This window comes from Streptomyces sp. NPDC002133, assembly GCF_040296405.1.
Taxonomy (GTDB): Bacteria; Actinomycetota; Actinomycetes; order Streptomycetales; family Streptomycetaceae; genus Streptomyces.
Window position 1 is genome coordinate 1 of record NZ_JBEOXF010000026.1, and the last position, 19,597, is coordinate 19,597.

The window sequence follows — 19,597 nt, forward strand, 5'->3', positions numbered from 1 at the left end:
AGGACGGCCGGTGCCCGCTGGCAGGTGGAGGAGTGCTTCCAGACCGCGAAAGGCGAGTGCGGGCTGGACCACTACCAGGTCCGGCTCTACCGGGCTTGGTACCGGCACATCACCCTGGCCATGGCCGCCCTCGCCTACCTCACCGCCGTCCGCGCCACAGAAGCCGCAAAAGGGGCGGTGGAGACGACGGACAAGACCTCATACCCCTCAGCGTCCCGGAGATCCGCCGGCTGATCGGGCACGTTGTCCTCACGCCCCGCTGCCATCCCAACGAGCATCGTCTGCACTGGTCACACTTCCGCCGCCGCAGCCAAGCCCGCGCCCGCCGCTGCCACTACCAACGCCGAGGCCACAACCCTCACATGCGGTTGCAGTACTAAGCCACGAGGGGGAGTCGCCCCACAGCCTGGCCCGCATCTACGTCCCCCGAGACCTGGCGCCGCCCGAGGCGTCCTGTCGTTGGCTGGAGCGGGCGGATCTCCGCCCCCGGCTCGCGGAGATCCGAGAAAGGGTCAACGCCCGCCTCCCAACCTCAGAGGAAAGCCTCAACCCTCCGGATCAGCTCGGCGCTGGCTGTCCTCGCGATCACTCGCGTATCTGCCGACACCACCGGCCGCGTGGTCGAGGCAGCCCTCCTGGTCCTCCCCGGCGACCGCGCCGACGCACTCTTCACCACCCACCACACGACCGAAGACAGAAGGGCCGACGGATGACACCCCACAACGGACTGCGCCTCCTCCCGTGGACGGGCCCCGACGGCAAGCCCTGCTACCTGAGCACCGACAACAGCAACAGCCACCTGTCCCGCCTGGCCGACAACACCGAAACGATCCAACTCGGCTTGGCTGCCGACCTCGTGGCGCACGCGCTGGAAGTGCTCGGTGATGATGAAGAGACCGAGCCCGAGGAACTTCGACACCTGGCGGCGGACTTGACGGATGCCCTCAAGGACGCGCTCCGCGTAGCAACAAGCCGCGGCTATCGCCTGGCAGCACCGGACCTCAGCACTCGCGAAGGCAAGGAAGGCCCACGACTGCCGGCGGCAGCCTTCGGCTAGCGCTGATGAGCGCACAAAGACAGAGGGGCCCGGACATAGTCTGAGGCCCCTCTGCGTTGTAGCGCCTACGCACACGCCTCCGGAGGCCCTTGGGGTCCGTGGCGTCGCTGCTGGTCACAGGGCGCTTCTGCGTACTCGACGGCCGCCTTGGGCGCTGACGTGCTGTCTGCTGACCGCGGGTCAGCGCAGCACGGTCGTGGGCCGGGCGGGCCCACGACCGCGTGGCCGCCACTCGCGGGGATAGCCCACGGACACCTCGTGGAACGGCACTCCGTCGTGCCGGGTCGTCCGGGGAATGTGCAGATGGCCGTAGACCATCGCCCGCGCCCGGTACCGGACGTGCCAGTCGGCCGTCTGTTCCGTCCCGCACCACAGCGCGAACTCCGGGTACCGCAGCACCCGCGTCGGCTCGCGCACCAGCGGATAGTGGTTGACCAGTACCGTCGACAGCTCTGCCGGCACCTGGTCCAGGCGCGACCTGGTCAGCTCCAGTCGTGCCCGGCACCAGGCGTCGAGGCTCGGATACGGGTCCGGGTGCAGCAGGTGCTCGTCGGTGCAGACGACATGCGCGCGGTGCGCCTGGGCCAGTGCCTCGTCCTTGGTGGCCGTGCCGTCGGGGCGGAAGGTGTAGTCGTACAGCAGGAACAGTGGGGCGATCGCGACGGACTGTCCGTCCTCGCCCGTCCAGAGCGGGTGTGGATCCTCCGGCGTCACGACGCCGAGCCGCCGGCACATCTCCACGAGCCGGTCGTAGCGCTCCACGCCGCGTGCCTGGACCGGGTCGGCGGACACGGTCCACAGCTCGTGGTTCCCCGGCGCCCAGACGACCGTGGCGAACCGGTCGCGCAGCAGCCGCAGGGTCCACTCCACGTCCTGCACGAGGTCGCCCACATCGCCCGCGACCAGCAGCCAGTCGTCGTCGGAGTCCGGGCGCAGGGCGTCGACGTGCTTGCGGTTCTCCGGGTGGTTGACGTGCAGATCACTGATGGCGAGCAGAGACATCGAACCCCCGTGTATGGACCCGACCGGACACGTTGCGCCGATCATCCCATCGTGGGGCGCCAACTGTCCGCCACCACCACCCCGTTGCGCGGGGCGGACCGGGCAAGGGTGGAGTGAGCCGGCGCGGCGGCGGCCGCGGGCTTTGTCCCCGCCCCGTCCCTTCCCGTACCTGGGCCGGCCCCCAGGCCCCGTCGGTGTGCCCGATACCGGTCGGTGGGCCGGGGCGTCCGTCCGCGAACGCCGGACCGGGCTTGGCTTGTGCCGAGGCCCGCCGCAGCGGCCGCCGCTGCCGCGCTCAGGCTCCCTGCGGGCTGCGGAGGCCGTAGCTCGCCCACGCCGGCGCCGTACCCGTGATCTGGCAGATCATGAGGTAGAGCGGGATCGGCGGGGTGTACGGGCTGGTGTCGTCGGGCCAGTGGATCAGCCGCACCGTCGAGGTCGGCACATACGCCCCGCGGGAGTAGTAGGAGGGAAACGGCCAGGTCAGCTCCACGTCGGAGCCCGCCGGCACGATCCACCACCACCAGTCCGTGTCCGAGTAGACACAGCCCGTGTGCGGCAGGCGCATCAGCATCCGCCGCCCGTGCCGCGCGGGCACCCCCACCGCGTCGCAACCCAGCGCGGCCGGCAGACCGGCCGGTACGTCCAGCTGCGCGCAGCCGTCCCCGCCCTCGTCCCGCCTGCGCGAGAGCAGCCCGGCCATCGTCCTCAGCACGGACGCCCCGCCTCGAGCGCCAGCTCGGCCCAGACGATACGGCCGGGACCCGGCTTGGCGTCGTGCGCTCCCCAGGCGCTGCTCACCGCGTCCACCAGCAGCAGCCCGCGGCCGCGCTCGTCCTCGGACGCCCGGCGCAGCCGCGGCTCGCCGGGCGGCCAGCCCTGGTCCTGCACCGCTATGCGCAACTGGCCCTCAATGTCGCGCAGTTCACACAGAACCCGCTCGCTGACGGTGTGCACGACGGCGTTCGTGAAGAGTTCGGAGGCGACCAGTGCGACCGTGTCGAGGGGGTCCCCGCCGATGCCCCAGCGCTGCATCCGCTCCTTTATCAGCCGCCGGGCCCGTGCCACGGAATCGGTTCGGCCGGGCAGCTCGAACCCGAAGCGGCGGACGGTCGACACCGGCGCGTACGGATCGACGAGCTGGGGGCTGAGCGCGTTACCAGGTGCCACGACCAATCCTTCACGGTGGGGAAGCAGTGCCGAACATGCCTCTCCCCGGGCACGGCACGGCAGCCTCGTGAACTGGTTCACCGAGTCACTCTCCACCCGGAGACGACACTTGGCAAGAGGCACTCTGAAAATTGCAGAGTGCCGAGTTCTGGGGGACAGTGGCATGGCACACTCGTCGTGACATCGAGAACAGGGCGCTGGGGAGGCTGTAGTGAGCGAGCCGCGATCCGCCCCCACTGTGGGACAGGTCGTACTCGGCAAGCAACTGCAGGATCTGCGGGAGCGGGCCGGCCTGAAGCGCGAGGAGGCCGCCAAGGTGCTCCGCGTCGCCCCTGCCACCATCCGACGGATGGAGACGGCCGAGGTCGCGCTGAAGATCCCCTACGTGCAGCTGCTGCTCAGGGCGTACGGCATCGCCGACGACGAGGCCGAGGGCTTCGTCCAACTCACCGAGGAAGCCAACAGGCCGGGCTGGTGGCAGCGCTTCCACGACGTCCTGCCCGGCTGGTTCAGCATGTACGTCAGCCTGGAGGGTGCCGCCAGCCTCATCCGGGCGTACGAGCCCCATTTCGTCCCCGGTCTGCTGCAGACGGAGGACTACGCACGCGCCGTCATGCACAGCGGCGCCCTCGGAGACACCAGCGCCGACGACATCGAGCGGCACGTCGCCCTCCGGATGGAACGGCAGGCGCTGCTCACCAGGTCCGAGGCCCCCAGATTCTGGGTGATCGTCGACGAGACGGTGCTCCGCAGGCCGGCGGGCGGCCCGAAGGTGATGCGGGCCCAGATCGACCGGCTGCTCGAGGCCACCGCGCTGCCGAACGTCACCCTGCAGATCGCGGAGTTCGCGACCGGACCGCACCCCGGCACGTACGGCCCGTTCGTGCTCTTCCGGTTCGCGGTGCACGAGCTGCCCGACATGGTCTACAGCGAGTACCTGACCGGCGCCGTCTATCTCGACGCGCGCCCCGAGGTGGCCTCGCACCTGGAGGTCATGGACCGCATGGCGGCCCAGGCCGCCACCGCACAACGCACGAAGGACATCCTCCGGGGCGTCCGCAAGGAGCTGTGAATGGATCGCATATACAACGGCATGCCTGCCCGTGAGCTCGGCTCCGAGGGATGGCACAAGCCGTGGAGCGGCGGCAACGGCGGCAACTGCATCGAGGCCATGAAGCTGGCCGACGGCAGGGTCGCTGTGCGCCAGTCCGCCGACCCTGACGGCCCCGCACTCATCTACACGCACGGCGAGATTGCCGCTTTCATCCAGGGCGCCAAGTCAGGTCAGGCAGACTTTCTCCTGACCTGACCGACTGTCTGACCGCCTGACCGGCCTGACCTGACCGCCTGACCGGCCTGATGACCCGGGCTCAACCGCCCGTGCAGTACGCGCTGTTCCGTTCGTCCACTTGTCGCTCACCCGCAGACCCTTGGAGACGCCAGATGACCGGGCAAGACCCCGCCGCCGTACGCATCGACACCAGCAAGCCGCACCCGGCCCGGATGTACGACTGGTTCCTCGGCGGCAAGGACAACTACCCGGTGGACGAGGAGATGGCCAAGCAGCTCCTCGCCCTCGACGCACGCGGACGGGACATGGCGCGCGTCAACCGCGCCTACATGCACCGCGCCACGCGCTGGCTCGGCAGCAACGGCATACGCCAGTACCTCGACATCGGCACCGGCATTCCCACCGAGCCCAATCTCCACCAGATAGCCCAGGAGGTGGCACCCGAGTCCCGCGTCGTCTACTGCGACAACGACCCGATCGTGCTCGCCCACGCCGAGGCGCTGCTGCGCAGCACCCCGGAAGGCGCCACCGAGTACATCCAGGCCGACGCCCGCCGCCCCGAGACGATCCTGGAGGCGGCCGGCAAGGTCCTCGACTTCTCACAGCCGATCGCCCTGTCAATGCTCGCCCTGCTGCACTTCGTGGACGACGAGGACGGGGCGTACGAGCTGGTGGACCGGCTGGTCCAGCAGCTCGCACCCGGCAGCTACCTCGTGCTCTCACACACCACGGGCGACTTCGACCCCGAGAAGGCGGCAGAGGCCCGCGCGATGTACAAGGCCCGCGGGCTGACCCTGCGCACCCGCTCCCGCGAGGAGTTCACGCGCTTCTTCGACGGGCTCGAGCTCGTCGAGCCCGGCGTCTCGCTGACCGCCGACTGGCACCCGGAGCTCGGTGAGGTCATCGAGGTGCCGGGAGACGATCCGATTCCGGGTTACGCGGGCGTCGCGCGCGTCAGCTGACGCTCCCTCCGGCAGGCAGCAGGGTGACGAAGAAACTCGTCGCCCTGCTGACGTTTCCGGCCGCGTCGATGGTGCGCTGCTCGACGGTGTGGGTGCCGTAGTCCGGTGTGGCGTCGTCCCACGGCACGGCGCGCGGGGTGCCCAGCTTGCCGTAGACGAGATCGTCGATGACGGTGCCGCTCGGCGTGAAGCGGAACGGCGCGTCCGCGTCGGTCGGCCAGCCGTAGTACGTGTACCAGCCGTCGCCGTCCACCCGGAACTGCGAGACGACGGTGCCCGGTCGGTCGTCGCGCGCGGTCAGTTTCATCGTGAACGGGCCGTCGTAGACGTACTCGGGCGGCCGGCCCGGCCGGTGCACCGTCCGCAGCGGCTCGGACAGTTCGTACGACCCGGCGGCCGGGGACGCGTCAACCGTCCAGCGCAGCACCGCGGACGAACCGGCGATCCGGGCCGTGAGCGTGTGCGCGCCCGGACTCATCCGCAGTGCGCCGAGGTCCAGATCGCGGTCGTTGCCGGGGTTCGGGAGCGGGCGGCCGTCGAGGGACCAGCGGACGGCGTACGTCCGGTCGCCGGGGTGCGTCGTGTCCGCGTACACGACGGACGTGGACGCCACGGGTGTGCCGGTGGCGGTGTGGCCCGTGAACGCGGCCGCTACCGGCGTGTGCGTGGTCCCTACGGAGGCGTCGACCGTCCAGCTCACGGTGCGGGTCAGCGCGGCCGATGCGCGGATCGCGGGGTCGCGCACGAACGGGGTCGGGTCGCTGACCGTGGCGGTGAGGGTGTGCGTGCCGCGGTCGATGCCGAGACGGCGCAGATCGAGCGTGCGGGCGCCGTCGGCGTGCCGCAGCCGGCGGCCGTCGAGCCGCCAGACGACCTCGAGTTCGCCGCCGACGGGGTGGAGGGTGTCCACCCACACCGTCCGGTCGGCTCCGATCGGGGCGGTGGCCGGGGTGTGGTCCTGGACCAGCTTCACCTTCGCCGAGATGGCGTGGACCATCACCTCCCGTTCGATCTGGTCGAAGGCGTAGCCCAGGGTCTTCATGATCGAGTGCTTGCTCGGCCGCCAGACACCCTTGGTGCTGTACATCCCGCCCTCGTAGCGGCCGATGACCCCGCCGGACTCGCTCCTCTCGCCCAGCCAGCGCCACCACTTCGCCCGCTGTTCGCGCATCTCCTGCTCGGTGAGGAGGGTGTGGTGCACGGAGCCGGGCTCACCTCCGGCGTACGTGCCGCCGGGGACGCCGCGGCCGTAGTAGTCGTACTCGTCCTGGAGCTTGCCGAGCGAGTGGCCTATCTCGTGCGGGGTGATGAGCGAGGAGAGGGCGTTGCCGCCGGACGCGGTGGCGTACGTACCACCCGCGCCGCCGTACGTGTCGCTGTTCGCGAGCGCCACGATCTGGCGGTTGGCGCTCGTCGTACCGGTGACGAGGTCGGCGAGCGCGGTCGCGGCGCCGCTGTCGACGGTGAGCAGCCGCTGCACGCTGCTCGGGTTGCAGCCACCCCAGAAGCCCATGTTCAGCGGGGTGTCCCGGCGCGGCGCGTCCAGCGACGGGTCGCAGTCCACACCCGATTCGGGGGACGGCACCTCTACCATCCAGACGTTGATGTACGAGCGGTACGAGGCGAACGGCTCGATGCTCCAGAGCACATTGAGGTGCTTGTCGACGTCCGCGCGGAACTCGTCCATGCCGGCGGCGGTGTACCCGTCGCCGAGCAGGACCAGGTTGAAGCGCTTGTCGGCCGGGCCGGTGGTCTGGACGGGAACGACGGTGGCGCTCTCGGCCGGTGACGGGGCCGCGGTCGCCGACGCCGAGGGCGTGGCGCCGATGAGACCGGAGAGGAGCAGGGCGCCCGCGGTGGCGAGCGCCGCGGCTCTGGGAAGACGTGTGCCGGAGGTGTCCATGGGGCGGGAGCGTAGGGCGGCGCCGAACAGGGCGTAAAGACAGCCGAGTTGGCCATGCGGCGACCGCCGGGCGGCGCCCGGACCATGTGCCGCCTTCGGGGCCGCCGACCCGATGTTCCTCGACCGGGCTCACGCCGGGGGCCGCCGGTCCCGTGTCGCGGGAGCCCGCGATGAGGCCCGCGCCGACGAAGGCACCGTCGGCCCCTCGACACGAGCCGCTACGACCGGATCGACCGGGCGGCGCCTGCCCAGGGCGGCGCGCGCAGAGTGTCGGGATGGCCGGAGCGGAGAGGGGCTCGTCCTGCGGAGAGGGCCCGCGCAACGGAGGTCGGAAAGCGCGATGCGGGCAGGCCCGACGCCGGGAAGTCCTAGGCCTTTGAGGCCTTGAGCGCGGCCTCCGCCCTGGCGAGCGTCTCCGGGTGGCCGAAGAGCCCGGGCAGCCCGCCCGAGTGCAGGAGGACCGTGCGCTGCCCGGGCACGATGTCGCCGTCCTCGACCGCCTGGGCCAGGCCGGCCATCGCGCGCCCGGTGTAGATCGGGTCGAACACGATGCCTTCGGTGCGGGCCGCCAGGGTCAGGGCGGCCATGACCGGTTCGGTCAACGCCCCGTAGCTGTCGCCGACCTGATCGAGCCTCAGCCTCAGGCTCTCCGGCGGGCAGGCCGTGCCGGAGAGGCCGCAGACCAGATCGGACACGGTCCGGGCAGGATCGTCGACTGCCCCGCAGTGGACACCGAGCACGCGCGCGGGACCCAGTGCGTCGACGAGACCGGCCATGGTCCCGCCGGAGCCGAGCGCGACGACGACCGTGGCCAGGTCGGGGGCCTGGGCGAGGAGTTCGCGGCCGCACTCGACGTAGCCGCGGGCACCGAGCACGCTGGAACCGCCGAAGGGGATCACCGCAGGGACGGCGCCCTGACGCCGCAGCCGCTCGGCCGTCCGCTCGGCCACGGGTCCGAGCGCCGCGCCGCCGACGTCACCCGCCCACACGACCTCGGCGCCGAAGAGGCCGTCGAGCGCGAGATTGCCGGAGGCCGAGGACCCGGGCGTGCCGGCGAGCACCAGAACGACGTCCAGCCCCAGCCGGGCCCCGGCCGCCGCGGTCAGCCGGGCGTGGTTGCTCTGTGGCGCGCCCGTGGTCACCAGCACGGTGGCGTCGTCGGCGAGCGCCGCGCCGCAGAGCCACTCGAGCTTGCGGATCTTGTTCCCGCCGCCGCCCAGGCCGATGAGGTCGTCGCGCTTGAGCCACAGGTCGTCCGGGCCGAGCCCGAGCGCACGGGACAGCCGCGGCATGGGTTCGAGCGGGGTCGGCCAGGTGCCGAGGGCGGCCCGGCGCCGGGCGGTGCTGTCGGACGTCATCTTGCGGCGCTGCTCTCCTGAAGGCGAAGGCGAGGACGAGGAAGAAGGTATCTCAGCGCCGCTCGAGCGAGCCCCGCACGAAGGCTGCCTGTCCGGCGTGCTGGAGATCGTCCGCGATGACGCTCACCAGCCGGACGCCGAGCGTCACGGGCGGCGACCACGAGTCGTCCACGATCCTGTTCAGTGCCGTGCCCCTCAGACCGCCCACGAACGCGACGGTCTCCTCGTGGACGGCGTCGAAGTAGCCGAGGAGCAACTCCGCAGAGTCGACCCGGAGCGCTGCGACCTGCTTGCGGGACTGTCCATAGCCGGTCGCATCCTCCGCGAACGGCAGCCCGAAGCGGCCCACCCAGTCCTGGGAGACCCAGACCTGCTCACGCCCGGCCGCATCGGCCACGTGGTCGTCCTGGATGCGCGTCAGGTGCCACACCAGCCAGGCGATGGTGTTCGCACCGGGGTCGAGCCGGGCGTGGAGATCGTCGACGGAGAGCCCCTCGACCGCCTCGTGCACCACCTCCTGGATCCGTCCGAAAGTGTCGGCAAGCACATCTGCGGCGTTCATACGGCGAGTGAACCGTGCGCCTCTCGCGCGGCGGGGTCCGACACGGCGGGGATTCAGTTGCCCGAGCCCGGATGGTCGCCCGTCGCGCCGTCGATCAGTTCGCGCAGGATGTCCATGTGGCCGGCGTGCCTGGCGGTGTCCTCGATCATGTGGATCAGGGTCCAGCGCATCGACACCGTTGCGCCGTTCCACGACGTACCGAGCGCGTCCAGGTCGAGCTCGGTGATCGCCTTGTCGGCCGCGGCGCGTGCCCGGCCGTAGAACTCGACGATGTCCGAGGTCGACTCGCCGGGCGCGACCACCATGTCCTCGTTCTGGAACGGGTCGAACCAGAGAGGCTCGCCCGCGCGGCCGAACGTCTCGCAGAACCAGCCGTACTCGACGGACGCCAGGTGCTTCACCAGTCCCAGCAGATTCGTCCCGGACGGAGTGAGCGGGCGGCGCAGGGCCTCGTCGTCGAGCCCGTCGAGCTTCCAGAGCACGGCGTCTCGGTGGCGGTCCAGACTGGCGTGCAGACTTTCCTTCTCGCCCCCGGTGTAGGGCACATCCTTCGTCATGCCGGGAATGTAACAGCCGTCACTGACAACGGCGTCGGGGCCGGGTCCCGGGACAGTTGACGGGTTGCCGACCCGCAGCCGACGTGAGCCAGGGATCCCTCTCGTGCACGAGGGGGAGGGTTCAAAGGTCTGTGAGGACTATCCGCGGGTCAGCCGCACCGTCACGATCTGGAACGGCCGCAGCGTCAGCGCAACGCCGTCGCGCTCGACGTCGAGCGGCGGCCGGTCCGGCAGGGGGCGCTCCAGGAGATCGGTGAGCACTGCCCCGGTCGTGTGGAACCCCGTGCGCAGCGTCGTCGCCGCCCGCCCGCCCAGCGATTCGTAGAGGCGTACGACCACATCGCCGGAACCGTCGTCCGCGAGTTTCACCGCCTCCACCACGACCGCGGGACCGTCCGTCGTCACCACGGACGGCACCTGCGCCCCTGCGGGCCCGACCCGCAGCGGCAGATTCAGCGCGTACCCTTCCGCCACCGCGTCCTCGATCGTCGCGCCCGGCAGCAGGGAGTAGGTGAAGCGGTGCAGCCCCTGGTCGGCCTCCGGGTCGGGCACCCGGGGCGCGCGCACCAGGCTGAGCCGTAGCGTCGTGGTCGTGCCGCCGTCCTCTCGCGTCGTGCGTGAGACGTCGTGTCCGTATGTGGAGTCGTTGACGACCGCGACGCCGTAACCGGGCTCGCCGACGTGCACCCAGCGGTGGCCGTAGACCTCGAACCGGGCCGCCTCCCAGCTGGTGTTGGTGTGTGTCGGCCGGTGGACGTGGCCGAACTGGATCTCGGCGGTGGACCGGTCGGCGTGCACGTCGACCGGAAAGGCGGCCTTGAGGATCTTCTCGGCCTCGTGCCAGTCGATCTCGGTCGCGATGTCGATCCGCCGGCTGCCGGCCCTGACGGTGACGGTCTGGACGATCCGCGACCCCTTGCCGAAGCTCCGCTCCACCCGCAGCGCGCCGAGCAGAGCGTCGTCCTCGGCGATCCTGATGGTCGCGCCCTCCAGCAGGTCGGTCCAGCGGTGGCGGTAGTGCTTGTCGATGTCCCAGGCGTCCCAGTAGTTGGGCAGGTCGCTGTGCAGCCGGAGCAGATTGCCCTGGCCGCCGGGCGCCAGCACCTCGCGGTCGGCCACCAGGTCCCGGACCGACGCGAAGGTGCCGTCGTCCGCCAGTTCGACCCGTACGAGACTGTTGTCGAGGGACCGGTTGGTGACCCTCACCGGCCGCTGAGCCGGCGCGTCGGACGTGACGGGCGCGCAGCCCGACGCGGGCACCTCGACGAACACGGCCGCCGAACCGTCCGACAGCCGAGGCAGGCCCGGATCGAGGATGCCGGCCAGCGTCGCCGGTACGCGCACGACCTCCGCCCGGTCGCGAGGACCGGCGTTGTACACCCACGGCTCGACCGGTCCCGCCCCGCCCACGGCCTCCAGCGCCTGCGCGGTCAGCGCCTCCAGCTCCACCGCGACCCGCGCGTACTCCGCCTCCGCCTCCCGGTGCACCCACGCGATCGAGGAGCCCGGCAGGATGTCGTGGAACTGGTGCAGCAGCACCGTCTTCCACAGCTCGTCGAGCTCCTGGTACGGATACGCGTACCCGGGAACGTGCAGCGCCGCTGCCGTCGGCCACAACTCGGCCTCCCGCAGGGCGTGTTCACTGCGGCGGTTGCCCTGCTTGGTGCGCGCCTGCGAGGTGTACGTAGCCCGGTGCAGCTCCAGGTAGAGCTCGCCCGACCACACGGGAGCGTCCGGGTACTCCGCCAGGGCCGCGGCGAAGAAGGCGTTCGGATGCTCGATCACGACCTTGGCCGAGCCCTCGAGGTCGGCCAGCCGCCGTGCCCGCTCCAGCATTTCCCGCGTGGGCCCGCCCCCGCCGTCACCGTGCCCGAACGGCGCCAGCGACCTCGTACCTCCGCCCTTCTCCCGGTAGTTGCGCACCGCGTGCGCCACCTCCCGTCCGGAGAAGACCACGTTGTACGTGTCCACCGGGGGGAAGTGCGTGAAGACCCGGGAGCCGTCGATGCCCTCCCACCAGAAGGTGTGGTGGGGGAAGGCGTTGGTCTGGTTCCAGGACAGCTTCTGGGTGAGGAACCACTTCATCCCGGCGAGTTTCGCCAGCTGCGGATAGGCGGCCGTGTACCCGAAGGAGTCCGGCAGCCACACCCCCTCCGTCTCGATCCCGAACGCCTCGAGGAAGAAGCGCTTGCCGTGCACCAGCTGACGGGCCAGCGCCTCACCACCGGGCAGATTGCCGTCGGCCTCCACCCACATGCCGCCGACCGGCGCCCACTGCCCGCTCTTCACCGCTTCCTGGATACGGGCCCACACCTGCGGGTGGGTGTCGCGCACCCATGCGTACTGCTGCGCCTGCGAGCAGGCGAAGACGAACTCCGGGTACTCCTTCGCCAGTGCCGTGACGTTGGCGAACGTCCGGGCCGTCTTGCGCCTGGTCTCACGGATCGGCCACAGCCAGGCGGTGTCGATGTGCGCGTGCCCGACCGCCGACAGGGTGTGCGCGCCGGCGTGCGCGGGACGCGCGAGCGCGGCGGCCAGGACGCCGCGCGCGGCTTCCGCGGTCCCCGGGACGTCGTCGAGGTCCAGTGCGTCCAGCGCCCGCTCCAGCGTGTGCAGGATCTCGTGACGGCGCGGTTCGCCCTCGCCGAGCTCCAGCATCAGCTCGCGCAGCACCTGCAGGTCCAGCGACAGGTGCCAGACCTCCTCGTCGAGTACGGCGAGATCGGCGCGCGTGAACGTGTAGAGCGGTTCGACGCCCGCCGTGCGCTTGTCGCCCATCGGAGTCGGGCAGCGGAAGTGGCCGGCGAGGATGTCCGGGTTGGAGGCGGCTTCGACGAGGAACGCCACCTGCTCGCCTCCGGCGGCGGGGGAGGCGACGGGGACGTACTGGTTCTGCGGATTGACGGCCTTGAGCGGGGTGCCGTCCGGCAGATGCACGAGCGCCTCGGCCTGGTTGCCCGGCCAGCTGCTGACGAACCCGAGATCGAACCAGGCCTCCACCCTCCGCCCCGCCCAGTCGGCCGGCACCTCGCCGCGCGCCCGGAACCAGGTCGTGCCCCACGGCGGCCCCCACGGCGTGCCCATCGCGAACGGCTCGTACGCCGCCGCCCGCGCCTCGGCGAACGGCACCGGCTCGTCCGGGACCTGCCAGGCCTCCACCGTCAGCGGCACGGCGGCGGAGTGGATCAGCGGCCGGATCCGCTGCTCCAGTACGCGCTCGACCCGCTGCTCGATCCTGCGGCGTTCGTCGTGCATGTGACAGACACCTACTTCCGGTTGAGATGGGCGAGGCCGGGATGCTCGCCCGTGCAGCCGTCGAGACAGACGGCGGGCGACAGTGACGGAGTCGACCAGGGGTGCAGGGCGAAGGCCCTGACGGTGGTGGTGCGCGAGCCGCTGACCGCGGCGGCGAGGACCTCAAACGTTCGACGGCCTGTCCGGGCCGGTCGCGTGGTACGGCAGCGGATCGACCGCGCACGGGTGGGCGCCGTCGGCGTCGACGAGACGGGCGCTTCCCGGATCCCGGCGGCCTGGTGGGGGAGTGCCTTGGCGACGGCGCCGAGCCGGGCGGGGTCGAGTTCGTGGAGGGTGACGTGGGTGCCCCGCTGTTCGGCGGGGTCGCCGAGGAGCGCGCGTACCCGAGCGGCACCCGGAATCCTCCGCCGCCGGGAATCGCCGGCCTCATGACGCGACCGTCCTCATGCCGTGTGCCTCCGATGCCTGCTGCCGGGCCGTGCCGCGCGGTGGCGTGCAGAGTCACGCGTCGCGGCGCGGCGCAGTGAGGTGCCGGGCCGCGGTCCCGTGTCGTGTCCTGCCACCACGCTGTCACTTCTGTGTCGTACCCGCGAGAACCGAGGATTCCCCGGCAGCGCCTGGTCGGTGGCAGGTTCTTCACACCCGGCCGTTGGATTCTGTGAGTTTCTGTAGGATCCTGTCGTCATCTGCAGGATGAGCGCCGACCGGCCGAAAGGGCCTGGATCCCGACCGGTGCGCGGGCGGCGCCGTGGCCCGGCACCGGACGCGCGTCGACGACCCCTTCACGCCGTATCTGCGCCCCCAGGGGAGCGGCGGCCGGGCAGGAGTGCGGGCCTTCACGCTCACCCGCGGCGACGGCACCGGTCTGGCCGTACGGCTCGACGCACCCCGCCAGGTCTCCGTCACCCGCCACCGGGCCGCCGACCTCGCCGCCGCCGCCCACCACGACGAACTCACCCCGCGCCCCGAGTGCGTCGTCCACATCGACGCGGCCCACCGGGGCCTCGGCACGGCCTCCTGCGGCCCGGACAGCCTGCCCCCGTACCTGATCGCGCCCGGAACCCATCATGGGCCTGGACCATCGCCCCCCTGCAGAACTCCTTCCCCGCGCTGCGGACCGGTGGGGATCCCGGTCGGGTTCGCCTATCCGAGGTCGAAGGCGTTCCGCAGCCCCAGCCGGTAGCGCGTGCGGTCGTGGCGCTTGAGGTGATCGAGCTCCGGGGCACGGAACAGGGGCGTGATCGTGCAGCGCCCGGCCGGTGAACCGATGCGATCGAGGAGGGCGTTGACCGCGGCGCGGGCCGAGGCGTTGGCGCCCTCCATCGTCGCCAGGTCGATGTCGACGGCGACGTAGTCCCCCGAGAGGAAGAGGTTCGGCACCCTGGTCGCGGCCGTCGGCCGGTTGTGGAAGGTGCCCACGGGGTGGATGAGGAGCTCGTCGTCGTTCGTGGGGTGCGGCGTGCCGAGGCCGTCGACGCCCGGGTCCAGGAACCAGGAGTGCAGGGCGCTGTCCTTGAGGACCGTACGGCCCGTGTCGTTGAGGGCGGCCTTGAGCTGGGCCCACACCTCACGGGCGACCTGCTCGCGCGTGCACTGCTTGGCCGTCCTCCCGTACAGGATGCCCGGCCTGTCCCACTCGGAGATGTCGACGGAGACGCAGTCGACCGCGGCCCCGTCGCCGTAGTCCTGCGGGAAGTCGCGGTGCGGCCAGTGGCCGGCCTGCTGGATGGCGGTCAGGGACCAGGGCGAGTCGATGCAGTTGAGATGCCCGTGGAGCAGCGGCGCCCGCTCGGTCAGATAGAACTGGATGCCCGTCATCCAGTCCGTCTCCAGCCTGTCGCACCGCGCGAGCTGAGGATCGGCGGCCCGCAGCGCCGCGCCCCAGGTGCGCCGGGCGTGCTCCACCGGAATGGCCGAGATGTAGTGGTCGGCGGTGACGGACCGCCGTGCCCCGGCCGGGTCCTCCAGCACCGCCTCCGTGATCCGGCCCGAGCCGTACGCGAGCTCGCGCAGCGTCCAGCCGACCTTGAACTCGACGCCCAGCGAGCGCAGATGACCGACCCAGGGGTCGATCCAGGCCTCGTTGGTCGGGGCGTTGAGGATCCGGTCCAGAGGACCGTCCGCGCCGCGGCCCAGCGCGTTGAAGACGAACGCCTCCAGCAGCGTGGCGACCGTCCGCGTACTCGCCTCCTCGGCCTTCGTCGCCACGATGTTGCGCGTCAGGCCGACGGCGAGGATGCGCTGGTAGTCGTACGACATCTCCTCGGCCCGGATGAAGTCCCACCAGGGTGTGTGCTCCCAGGCCTCGTTGCGCCGCTCGTCACAGCTGGTGAGGAAGACGAGTCCGCGGTTCACGAAGTAGGCGGTCTCGTGCGGCGGGATGCCGGCTGCCGTGTCGAAGAACGCGGTGAGGGCGCGGCGGATCTCGTCCAGGGTGAGCTCGGCGGGACGGTGGCCCGGCCAGGGCAGCGGGATCCGCAGGTCCTCGCGCCCGGTGCGGGCGAAGGACATCTCGGGCGGGGCGACGAGGTTGTCCCAGACGCCGTTCGGATTTCCGGGGAAGGGGATGCGCCGCATCGTGTCCGGCAGATTGTGGTAGATGCCGGGGATGAAGCGGAAGCCGTGCTCGGCGGGCAGGGGCCTGCGGCCGCCCTTCCCCGTGCCGGGCACGTCCATGCTGCGGGCCTTGCCGCCCAGGGCCCTCCTCTCGTACACCGTCACGCGTAAGCCGCGCTCCGCGAGTTCATGTGCCGCGGTGAGGCCCGCGACACCGCCGCCCAGAACGGCGACGGACGGGGAAGCCGAGCGGGGCGCCGCCGACGCCCCGCCTCCCGTGGTGAGTGCCGCGGCGGACCCGGCCGCCGCGGCTCCTGCGATGAAGGTGCGCCGTGTGGTTCCCGACCGATCCATGTCCAGCCCCTACTCAGCGGTAACTGTCACGTCCGGCGCAGGAGCATACGGACGGCCCCCGCGACCCGGAAGCCGTGCGCGGGCCCATTCACCCAGCGCGACACGGCGCGCGACACAATGAGGCCATGCCCCGACGCACCACCCGCCCCGCCCGACCCACCGTCACCGCCGAGTCGCCCTGTCCCTGCGGGCTGCCCGCCTCGTACGGCGCATGCTGCGGCCGCTTCCACACGGGCCGGTCCGCGGCCCCGACCGCCGAACTGCTGATGCGGTCCCGCTACAGCGCCTTCGTCGTCCGCGACGAGGCGTATCTGCTGCGCACCTGGCACCCCTCCACCCGGCCGCCGGCCGTGGACTTCGACCCCGGCATGCGCTGGAGCGGTCTGGAGATCCTGGACACCACCGACGGCAGCATGTTCCACACCACCGGCACCGTCACCTTCCTCGCCCGCTACACCCACGGCGGAGAGCCCGGCGCACTGCGCGAGCGCAGCCGCTTCGAACGCCACGACGGCGCCTGGGTGTATGTGGACGGCACGTTCGAAAAGTGAGTCCGGTGAAGTGCCGGGCTTTCCGGCTCGCTCGCCATCAGCGTGAATACGTCAACCACGCGGCCTTGGGGGGAAGCGTGTCCTGGCGTCCTCGGTGTGGGCGCGCATGACCTGCTGGGCGCGTGCGTCATCGCGGTCGGCGATGGCCGCGATCAGCTCACGGTGCTCCACCCAAGCCTGGCGGACGATGGGTGTGTAGTACCGGCGGACCCTGTGCTCGACATGCGCGGCCAGCTCCGCGAGCACTGCGTTCCCCGCCAGTTCCATGACACAAGCGTGGAACGTGGCGTTCGCGATCACCACCGTCTCCACGTCGTCGGCGGCGACCGCAGCCTCGCCCGTCGCGCACAGCTCGTGCAGCCGCTCAAGTCCCTCGGCCGAGGAGCTTACCGCGGCCAGGCGCGCCGCCTCGGTCTCCAGCAGAGCGCGGACGACGAAGAGCTGGTCGGTCTCGTCCCCGGTCGGTTCGTGGACGAAGGCACCCTGGTCGGGGCGAAGGTCCACCCACCCTTCGGTGTTCAGCCGTTGCAGCGCCTCGCGTACGGGCTGCCGGGAGACCCCGAGGTGGCTCGCGAGCTCGCCCTCCACCAGGTGCTGGCCAGGGTGCAGCGACTGCGAACTGATCAGCTCCAGCAGAGCCTCGTACACCTGCTCGCGCAGCGGTGCCGGGCGCTCCAGCTTGGGCACTGATCCTTGCGGCAGCCCGTTGAACAGCATCTCGGCCTCCAGTGACCTCTCTTGTTTCGTCGATCTACGGATCTCATCCGGCGTGGGTGAGTATGAACGCGGGAACGGATCGTGGTCCAGGGTCGTGCGCCCGTCAGGCACGACACCCCTGGCGGTGAGGGGGCTCGACCGGCGCCCCGGCCGATTCCCCTTCGCAACGGCGCCTGCGCGGCCACGGCGTTCGCGAACAGGCGTGACACAGGGAAGGTGATCCCGCCGTCAACTGCCCCCGCACGCCTACTTCCGGGCTCTCTTGATCAGTTGTTGCCGGACGCCGGACGCCGGACGCCGGACGCCGGACGCCGGACGCCGGACGTCCTACGGTCGCGGTCATGCTGCCCGCGCTCGCGGAGTCCTGGTTCGCCACCGCCTGACGCACGCCGACGGGATCAGACGCTCGTCGTCGACCCCGGCCGCACGATCATCAGCACGGTGACCGTGGCCCAGAGCAGGTTGAACATGCCGGTGTACATCGCGAGCCGCCTGGTGTCCGCGACGTCGGCCGGGCCTTCCAGGACCGCGCTCTGCCGTGGCAGCACCAGCGCCGCGAGCACGGCGGCCGCCACGGCGGTGAGCACCATCGAGACGATCAGCCAGGTGTCGCCCAGGACGTGGAGGCTGATCGCGGTCGCGAGACCGAAGACGGGGACGACGACGCCGACGACGGCGTACACCCGGCACACACGGTGGAGGTTCCGGAGCACGGCGCGGGCCCGCCCGTCGTCCGGCTCGGCGAGGACGTGGCGGGCGGCAGCCGGGAACATGCTGGCGGCCACGGTGACGGGACCGATGGCGATGATCGCGGCCAGGACATGGACGATGAGGAGGATCTTGGTCACGGATGGACGGTAACGAGGGTCGGCGAGGTCGGACCAGTGGCCGTCATGCCAGGTTCCAACGGATTCTCGCCACGGCGGTGCGGTCCGGCATCAGAGGGCTGCGTCGCAGCTCACCGCTGTTGGCCGGAACCCGGTGGTGGCGTACTTTGTGGCCATGCACACCGTGGCCGTACTCGCCCTCGACGGCGTCATCCCCTTCGATCTGTCCACCCCCATCGACGCCTTGGGGCGCGCCCGGCTGCCCGACGGCCGGCCCGCCTACCGGGTGAAGGTCTGCTCGCCGGCCGACGAGATCGACGCCGGTGCCTTCACGCTGCGCGCACCGTGGGGCCTCGACGCGCTCACCGACGCGGACACGATCATGCTGCCCGGCTGTGCCGACCCGGCGACGCAGGTGACGAGCGAGGTGATCGACGCCCTGCGGCAGGCCGCGGCGGACGGCACCCGGATCGCCTCGATCTGCGTGGGCTCCTTCATCCTCGCCGCCACCGGGCTGCTCGACGGCCTGAGGGCCACCACGCACTGGCTGGGCACCGAGGCCCTCGCCCGGATGTACCCGAGGATCCAGGTCGACCCGGACGTGCTCTACGTCGACAACGGCCAGTTCCTCACCTCGGCGGGGTCGGCCGCGGGACTCGATCTGTGCCTGCACATGATCCGCCGTGACTACGGCTCGGCGGTCGCCGCGGACACGGCCCGCCTCTCGGTCATGCCCCTCGAACGCGAGGGCGGCCAGGCCCAGTTCATCGTCCATGAACAGCCTCCGGCTCCGGCCGGCGCCACACTCGAGCCGGTGCTGCTCTGGATGGAGGAGAACGCCGGTCGTGAGCTCACCCTCGCCGATATCGCCGAGCACGCCGGGATGAGCGCGCGCACGATCAACCGTCGCTTCCGCGAGCAGACCGGCACGACTCCGCTGCAGTGGCTCCACCGGGCCCGCATCCGCCAGGCCCAGCACCTGCTGGAGACGACCGCCCACCCGGTCGACCGCATCGCCACGCAGGTGGGCTTCGGGTCTCCGACGTCCTTCCGTGACCGCTTCAAACGCCAGGTCGGCACCAGCCCGCACGCCTACCGCCGCGCCTTCCGCGGCACCGGGGCGTCCTAGGCGGCGCCTCGTTCCGAGCCCGTCCGGCGTCTGTGGATCACGCCGGACCGACCGTCAGAACCCCCTGCCGTGCCGCAGCACCAGACCCGGGTTGTACGCCGCCAGGACCTTGTTCGCCCTGGCCAGCGCCGCGAGCGCGTGCTCGCGGTCCGCCTGGTCCTCGGGGCAGAACGGCGCACGGAAGCGACGGGCCTCGCGGGCGGCGCATTCGGCGTCGATCTCCGCCTGGAGGATGCCGAGCGGCATGCAGGACCCGATCAGGGCTGCTACGCCATCAGGGATCGGGACGGGGACGAGGTTCGACGCGGTCACGTGAGGTCCTTCGCTGCTGCTTGCTCCGGGGTCG

Annotated in this window: 18 protein-coding genes and 3 pseudogenes; 8 read left to right on the forward strand and 13 right to left on the reverse strand. The window is 71.3% G+C overall.

The window, feature by feature from the left end; genetic code table 11:
- Nucleotides 1–234 (forward strand): annotated as a pseudogene (locus tag ABT078_RS23325) (IS701 family transposase); the annotation flags it as partial.
- Nucleotides 235–709: 475 nt separating this feature from the next.
- The gene (locus tag ABT078_RS23335) at nucleotides 710–1,057 is read left to right on the forward strand and encodes a hypothetical protein (protein WP_351230724.1); all 348 of its coding nucleotides are present in this window, start codon (nucleotides 710–712) and stop codon (nucleotides 1,055–1,057) included.
- Nucleotides 1,058–1,237: 180 nt separating this feature from the next.
- On the opposite strand, the gene ABT078_RS23340 is transcribed toward ABT078_RS23335, so the two are convergent.
- The 3 genes from ABT078_RS23340 to ABT078_RS23350 form a co-directional block, all read right to left on the reverse strand.
- On the reverse strand, nucleotides 1,238–2,059 hold the full coding sequence (locus ABT078_RS23340; protein WP_351230726.1) for a metallophosphoesterase family protein: 822 nt from the start codon (nucleotides 2,057–2,059) through the stop codon (nucleotides 1,238–1,240).
- Nucleotides 2,060–2,354: 295 nt separating this feature from the next.
- The gene (locus ABT078_RS23345) at nucleotides 2,355–2,762 is read right to left on the reverse strand and encodes a hypothetical protein (protein ID WP_351230883.1); all 408 of its coding nucleotides are present in this window, start codon (nucleotides 2,760–2,762) and stop codon (nucleotides 2,355–2,357) included.
- Nucleotides 2,763–2,767: 5 nt separating this feature from the next.
- Entirely contained in the window at nucleotides 2,768–3,229 is a 462-nt protein-coding gene (locus ABT078_RS23350) for an ATP-binding protein (RefSeq protein WP_351230728.1), read from the reverse strand.
- A 211-nt stretch (nucleotides 3,230–3,440) separates the two neighbouring features.
- Between ABT078_RS23350 and ABT078_RS23355 the strand changes: the two genes are divergently transcribed.
- The 3 genes from ABT078_RS23355 to ABT078_RS23365 all read left to right on the forward strand — a co-directional run bounded on the left by ABT078_RS23355 (nucleotide 3,441) and on the right by ABT078_RS23365 (nucleotide 5,482).
- Nucleotides 3,441–4,301, forward strand: coding sequence for a Sco1979 family transcriptional regulator (locus tag ABT078_RS23355; protein WP_351230730.1), 861 nt, complete (start codon nucleotides 3,441–3,443; stop codon nucleotides 4,299–4,301).
- Complete coding sequence (locus ABT078_RS23360) at nucleotides 4,302–4,538, forward strand: DUF397 domain-containing protein (protein WP_093657991.1); 237 nt, start codon at nucleotides 4,302–4,304, stop codon at nucleotides 4,536–4,538. It abuts the gene before it with no gap.
- Nucleotides 4,539–4,672: 134 nt separating this feature from the next.
- On the forward strand, nucleotides 4,673–5,482 hold the full coding sequence (locus ABT078_RS23365; RefSeq protein ID WP_351230732.1) for an SAM-dependent methyltransferase: 810 nt from the start codon (nucleotides 4,673–4,675) through the stop codon (nucleotides 5,480–5,482).
- Here ABT078_RS23365 and ABT078_RS23370 read toward each other — a convergent pair.
- The 6 genes and pseudogenes from ABT078_RS23370 to ABT078_RS23395 all read right to left on the reverse strand — a co-directional run.
- On the reverse strand, nucleotides 5,475–7,385 hold the full coding sequence (locus ABT078_RS23370) for a M64 family metallopeptidase (protein ID WP_351230734.1): 1,911 nt from the start codon (nucleotides 7,383–7,385) through the stop codon (nucleotides 5,475–5,477). The genes ABT078_RS23365 and ABT078_RS23370 overlap by 8 nt on opposite strands.
- Before the next feature lie 368 nt (nucleotides 7,386–7,753).
- Nucleotides 7,754–8,743, reverse strand: a complete 990-nt coding sequence (locus tag ABT078_RS23375; RefSeq protein WP_351230736.1) for a D-cysteine desulfhydrase family protein — start codon at nucleotides 8,741–8,743, stop codon at nucleotides 7,754–7,756.
- Nucleotides 8,744–8,795: 52 nt separating this feature from the next.
- A complete protein-coding gene (locus ABT078_RS23380; RefSeq protein WP_351230738.1) occupies nucleotides 8,796–9,305 on the reverse strand; it encodes a mycothiol transferase in 510 nt (169 codons plus the stop codon).
- A 53-nt stretch (nucleotides 9,306–9,358) separates the two neighbouring features.
- A complete protein-coding gene (locus ABT078_RS23385) occupies nucleotides 9,359–9,862 on the reverse strand; it encodes a DinB family protein (RefSeq protein ID WP_351230740.1) in 504 nt (167 codons plus the stop codon).
- Nucleotides 9,863–10,000: 138 nt separating this feature from the next.
- Nucleotides 10,001–13,117, reverse strand: coding sequence for an alpha-mannosidase (locus tag ABT078_RS23390; RefSeq protein ID WP_351230742.1), 3,117 nt, complete (start codon nucleotides 13,115–13,117; stop codon nucleotides 10,001–10,003).
- 11 nt (nucleotides 13,118–13,128) lie between these two features.
- Nucleotides 13,129–13,366, reverse strand: a pseudogene (locus ABT078_RS23395) (family 4 glycosyl hydrolase); the annotation flags it as partial.
- A gap of 475 nt (nucleotides 13,367–13,841) precedes the next feature.
- Here ABT078_RS23395 and ABT078_RS23400 point away from each other — a divergent pair.
- Nucleotides 13,842–14,209, forward strand: a pseudogene (locus ABT078_RS23400) (beta-galactosidase small subunit-related protein); the annotation flags it as partial.
- 51 nt (nucleotides 14,210–14,260) lie between these two features.
- Here the strand turns inward: ABT078_RS23400 and ABT078_RS23405 are convergent.
- Nucleotides 14,261–16,027 (reverse strand): hydroxysqualene dehydroxylase, encoded by a 1,767-nt coding sequence (locus ABT078_RS23405; RefSeq protein ID WP_351230744.1) that lies wholly within the window; start codon nucleotides 16,025–16,027, stop codon nucleotides 14,261–14,263.
- Between the two features lie 125 nt (nucleotides 16,028–16,152).
- On the opposite strand from ABT078_RS23405, the gene ABT078_RS23410 reads away from it, so the two are divergent.
- Entirely contained in the window at nucleotides 16,153–16,578 is a 426-nt protein-coding gene (locus ABT078_RS23410; RefSeq protein ID WP_351230746.1) for a YchJ family protein, read from the forward strand.
- 51 nt (nucleotides 16,579–16,629) lie between these two features.
- Here the strand turns inward: ABT078_RS23410 and ABT078_RS23415 are convergent, their stop codons facing one another.
- On the reverse strand, nucleotides 16,630–17,295 hold the full coding sequence (locus ABT078_RS23415; protein WP_351230748.1) for a GntR family transcriptional regulator: 666 nt from the start codon (nucleotides 17,293–17,295) through the stop codon (nucleotides 16,630–16,632).
- Between the two features lie 398 nt (nucleotides 17,296–17,693).
- On the reverse strand, nucleotides 17,694–18,143 hold the full coding sequence (locus ABT078_RS23420; protein WP_351230750.1) for a hypothetical protein: 450 nt from the start codon (nucleotides 18,141–18,143) through the stop codon (nucleotides 17,694–17,696).
- Between the two features lie 154 nt (nucleotides 18,144–18,297).
- Here ABT078_RS23420 and ABT078_RS23425 point away from each other — a divergent pair, with 154 nt between their 5' ends.
- Nucleotides 18,298–19,251, forward strand: coding sequence for a GlxA family transcriptional regulator (locus ABT078_RS23425; RefSeq protein ID WP_351230752.1), 954 nt, complete (start codon nucleotides 18,298–18,300; stop codon nucleotides 19,249–19,251).
- A gap of 54 nt (nucleotides 19,252–19,305) precedes the next feature.
- On the opposite strand, the gene ABT078_RS23430 is transcribed toward ABT078_RS23425, so the two are convergent.
- Complete coding sequence (locus tag ABT078_RS23430; protein ID WP_351230754.1) at nucleotides 19,306–19,563, reverse strand: hypothetical protein; 258 nt, start codon at nucleotides 19,561–19,563, stop codon at nucleotides 19,306–19,308.
- Between the last annotated feature and the right edge of the window lie 34 nt (nucleotides 19,564–19,597).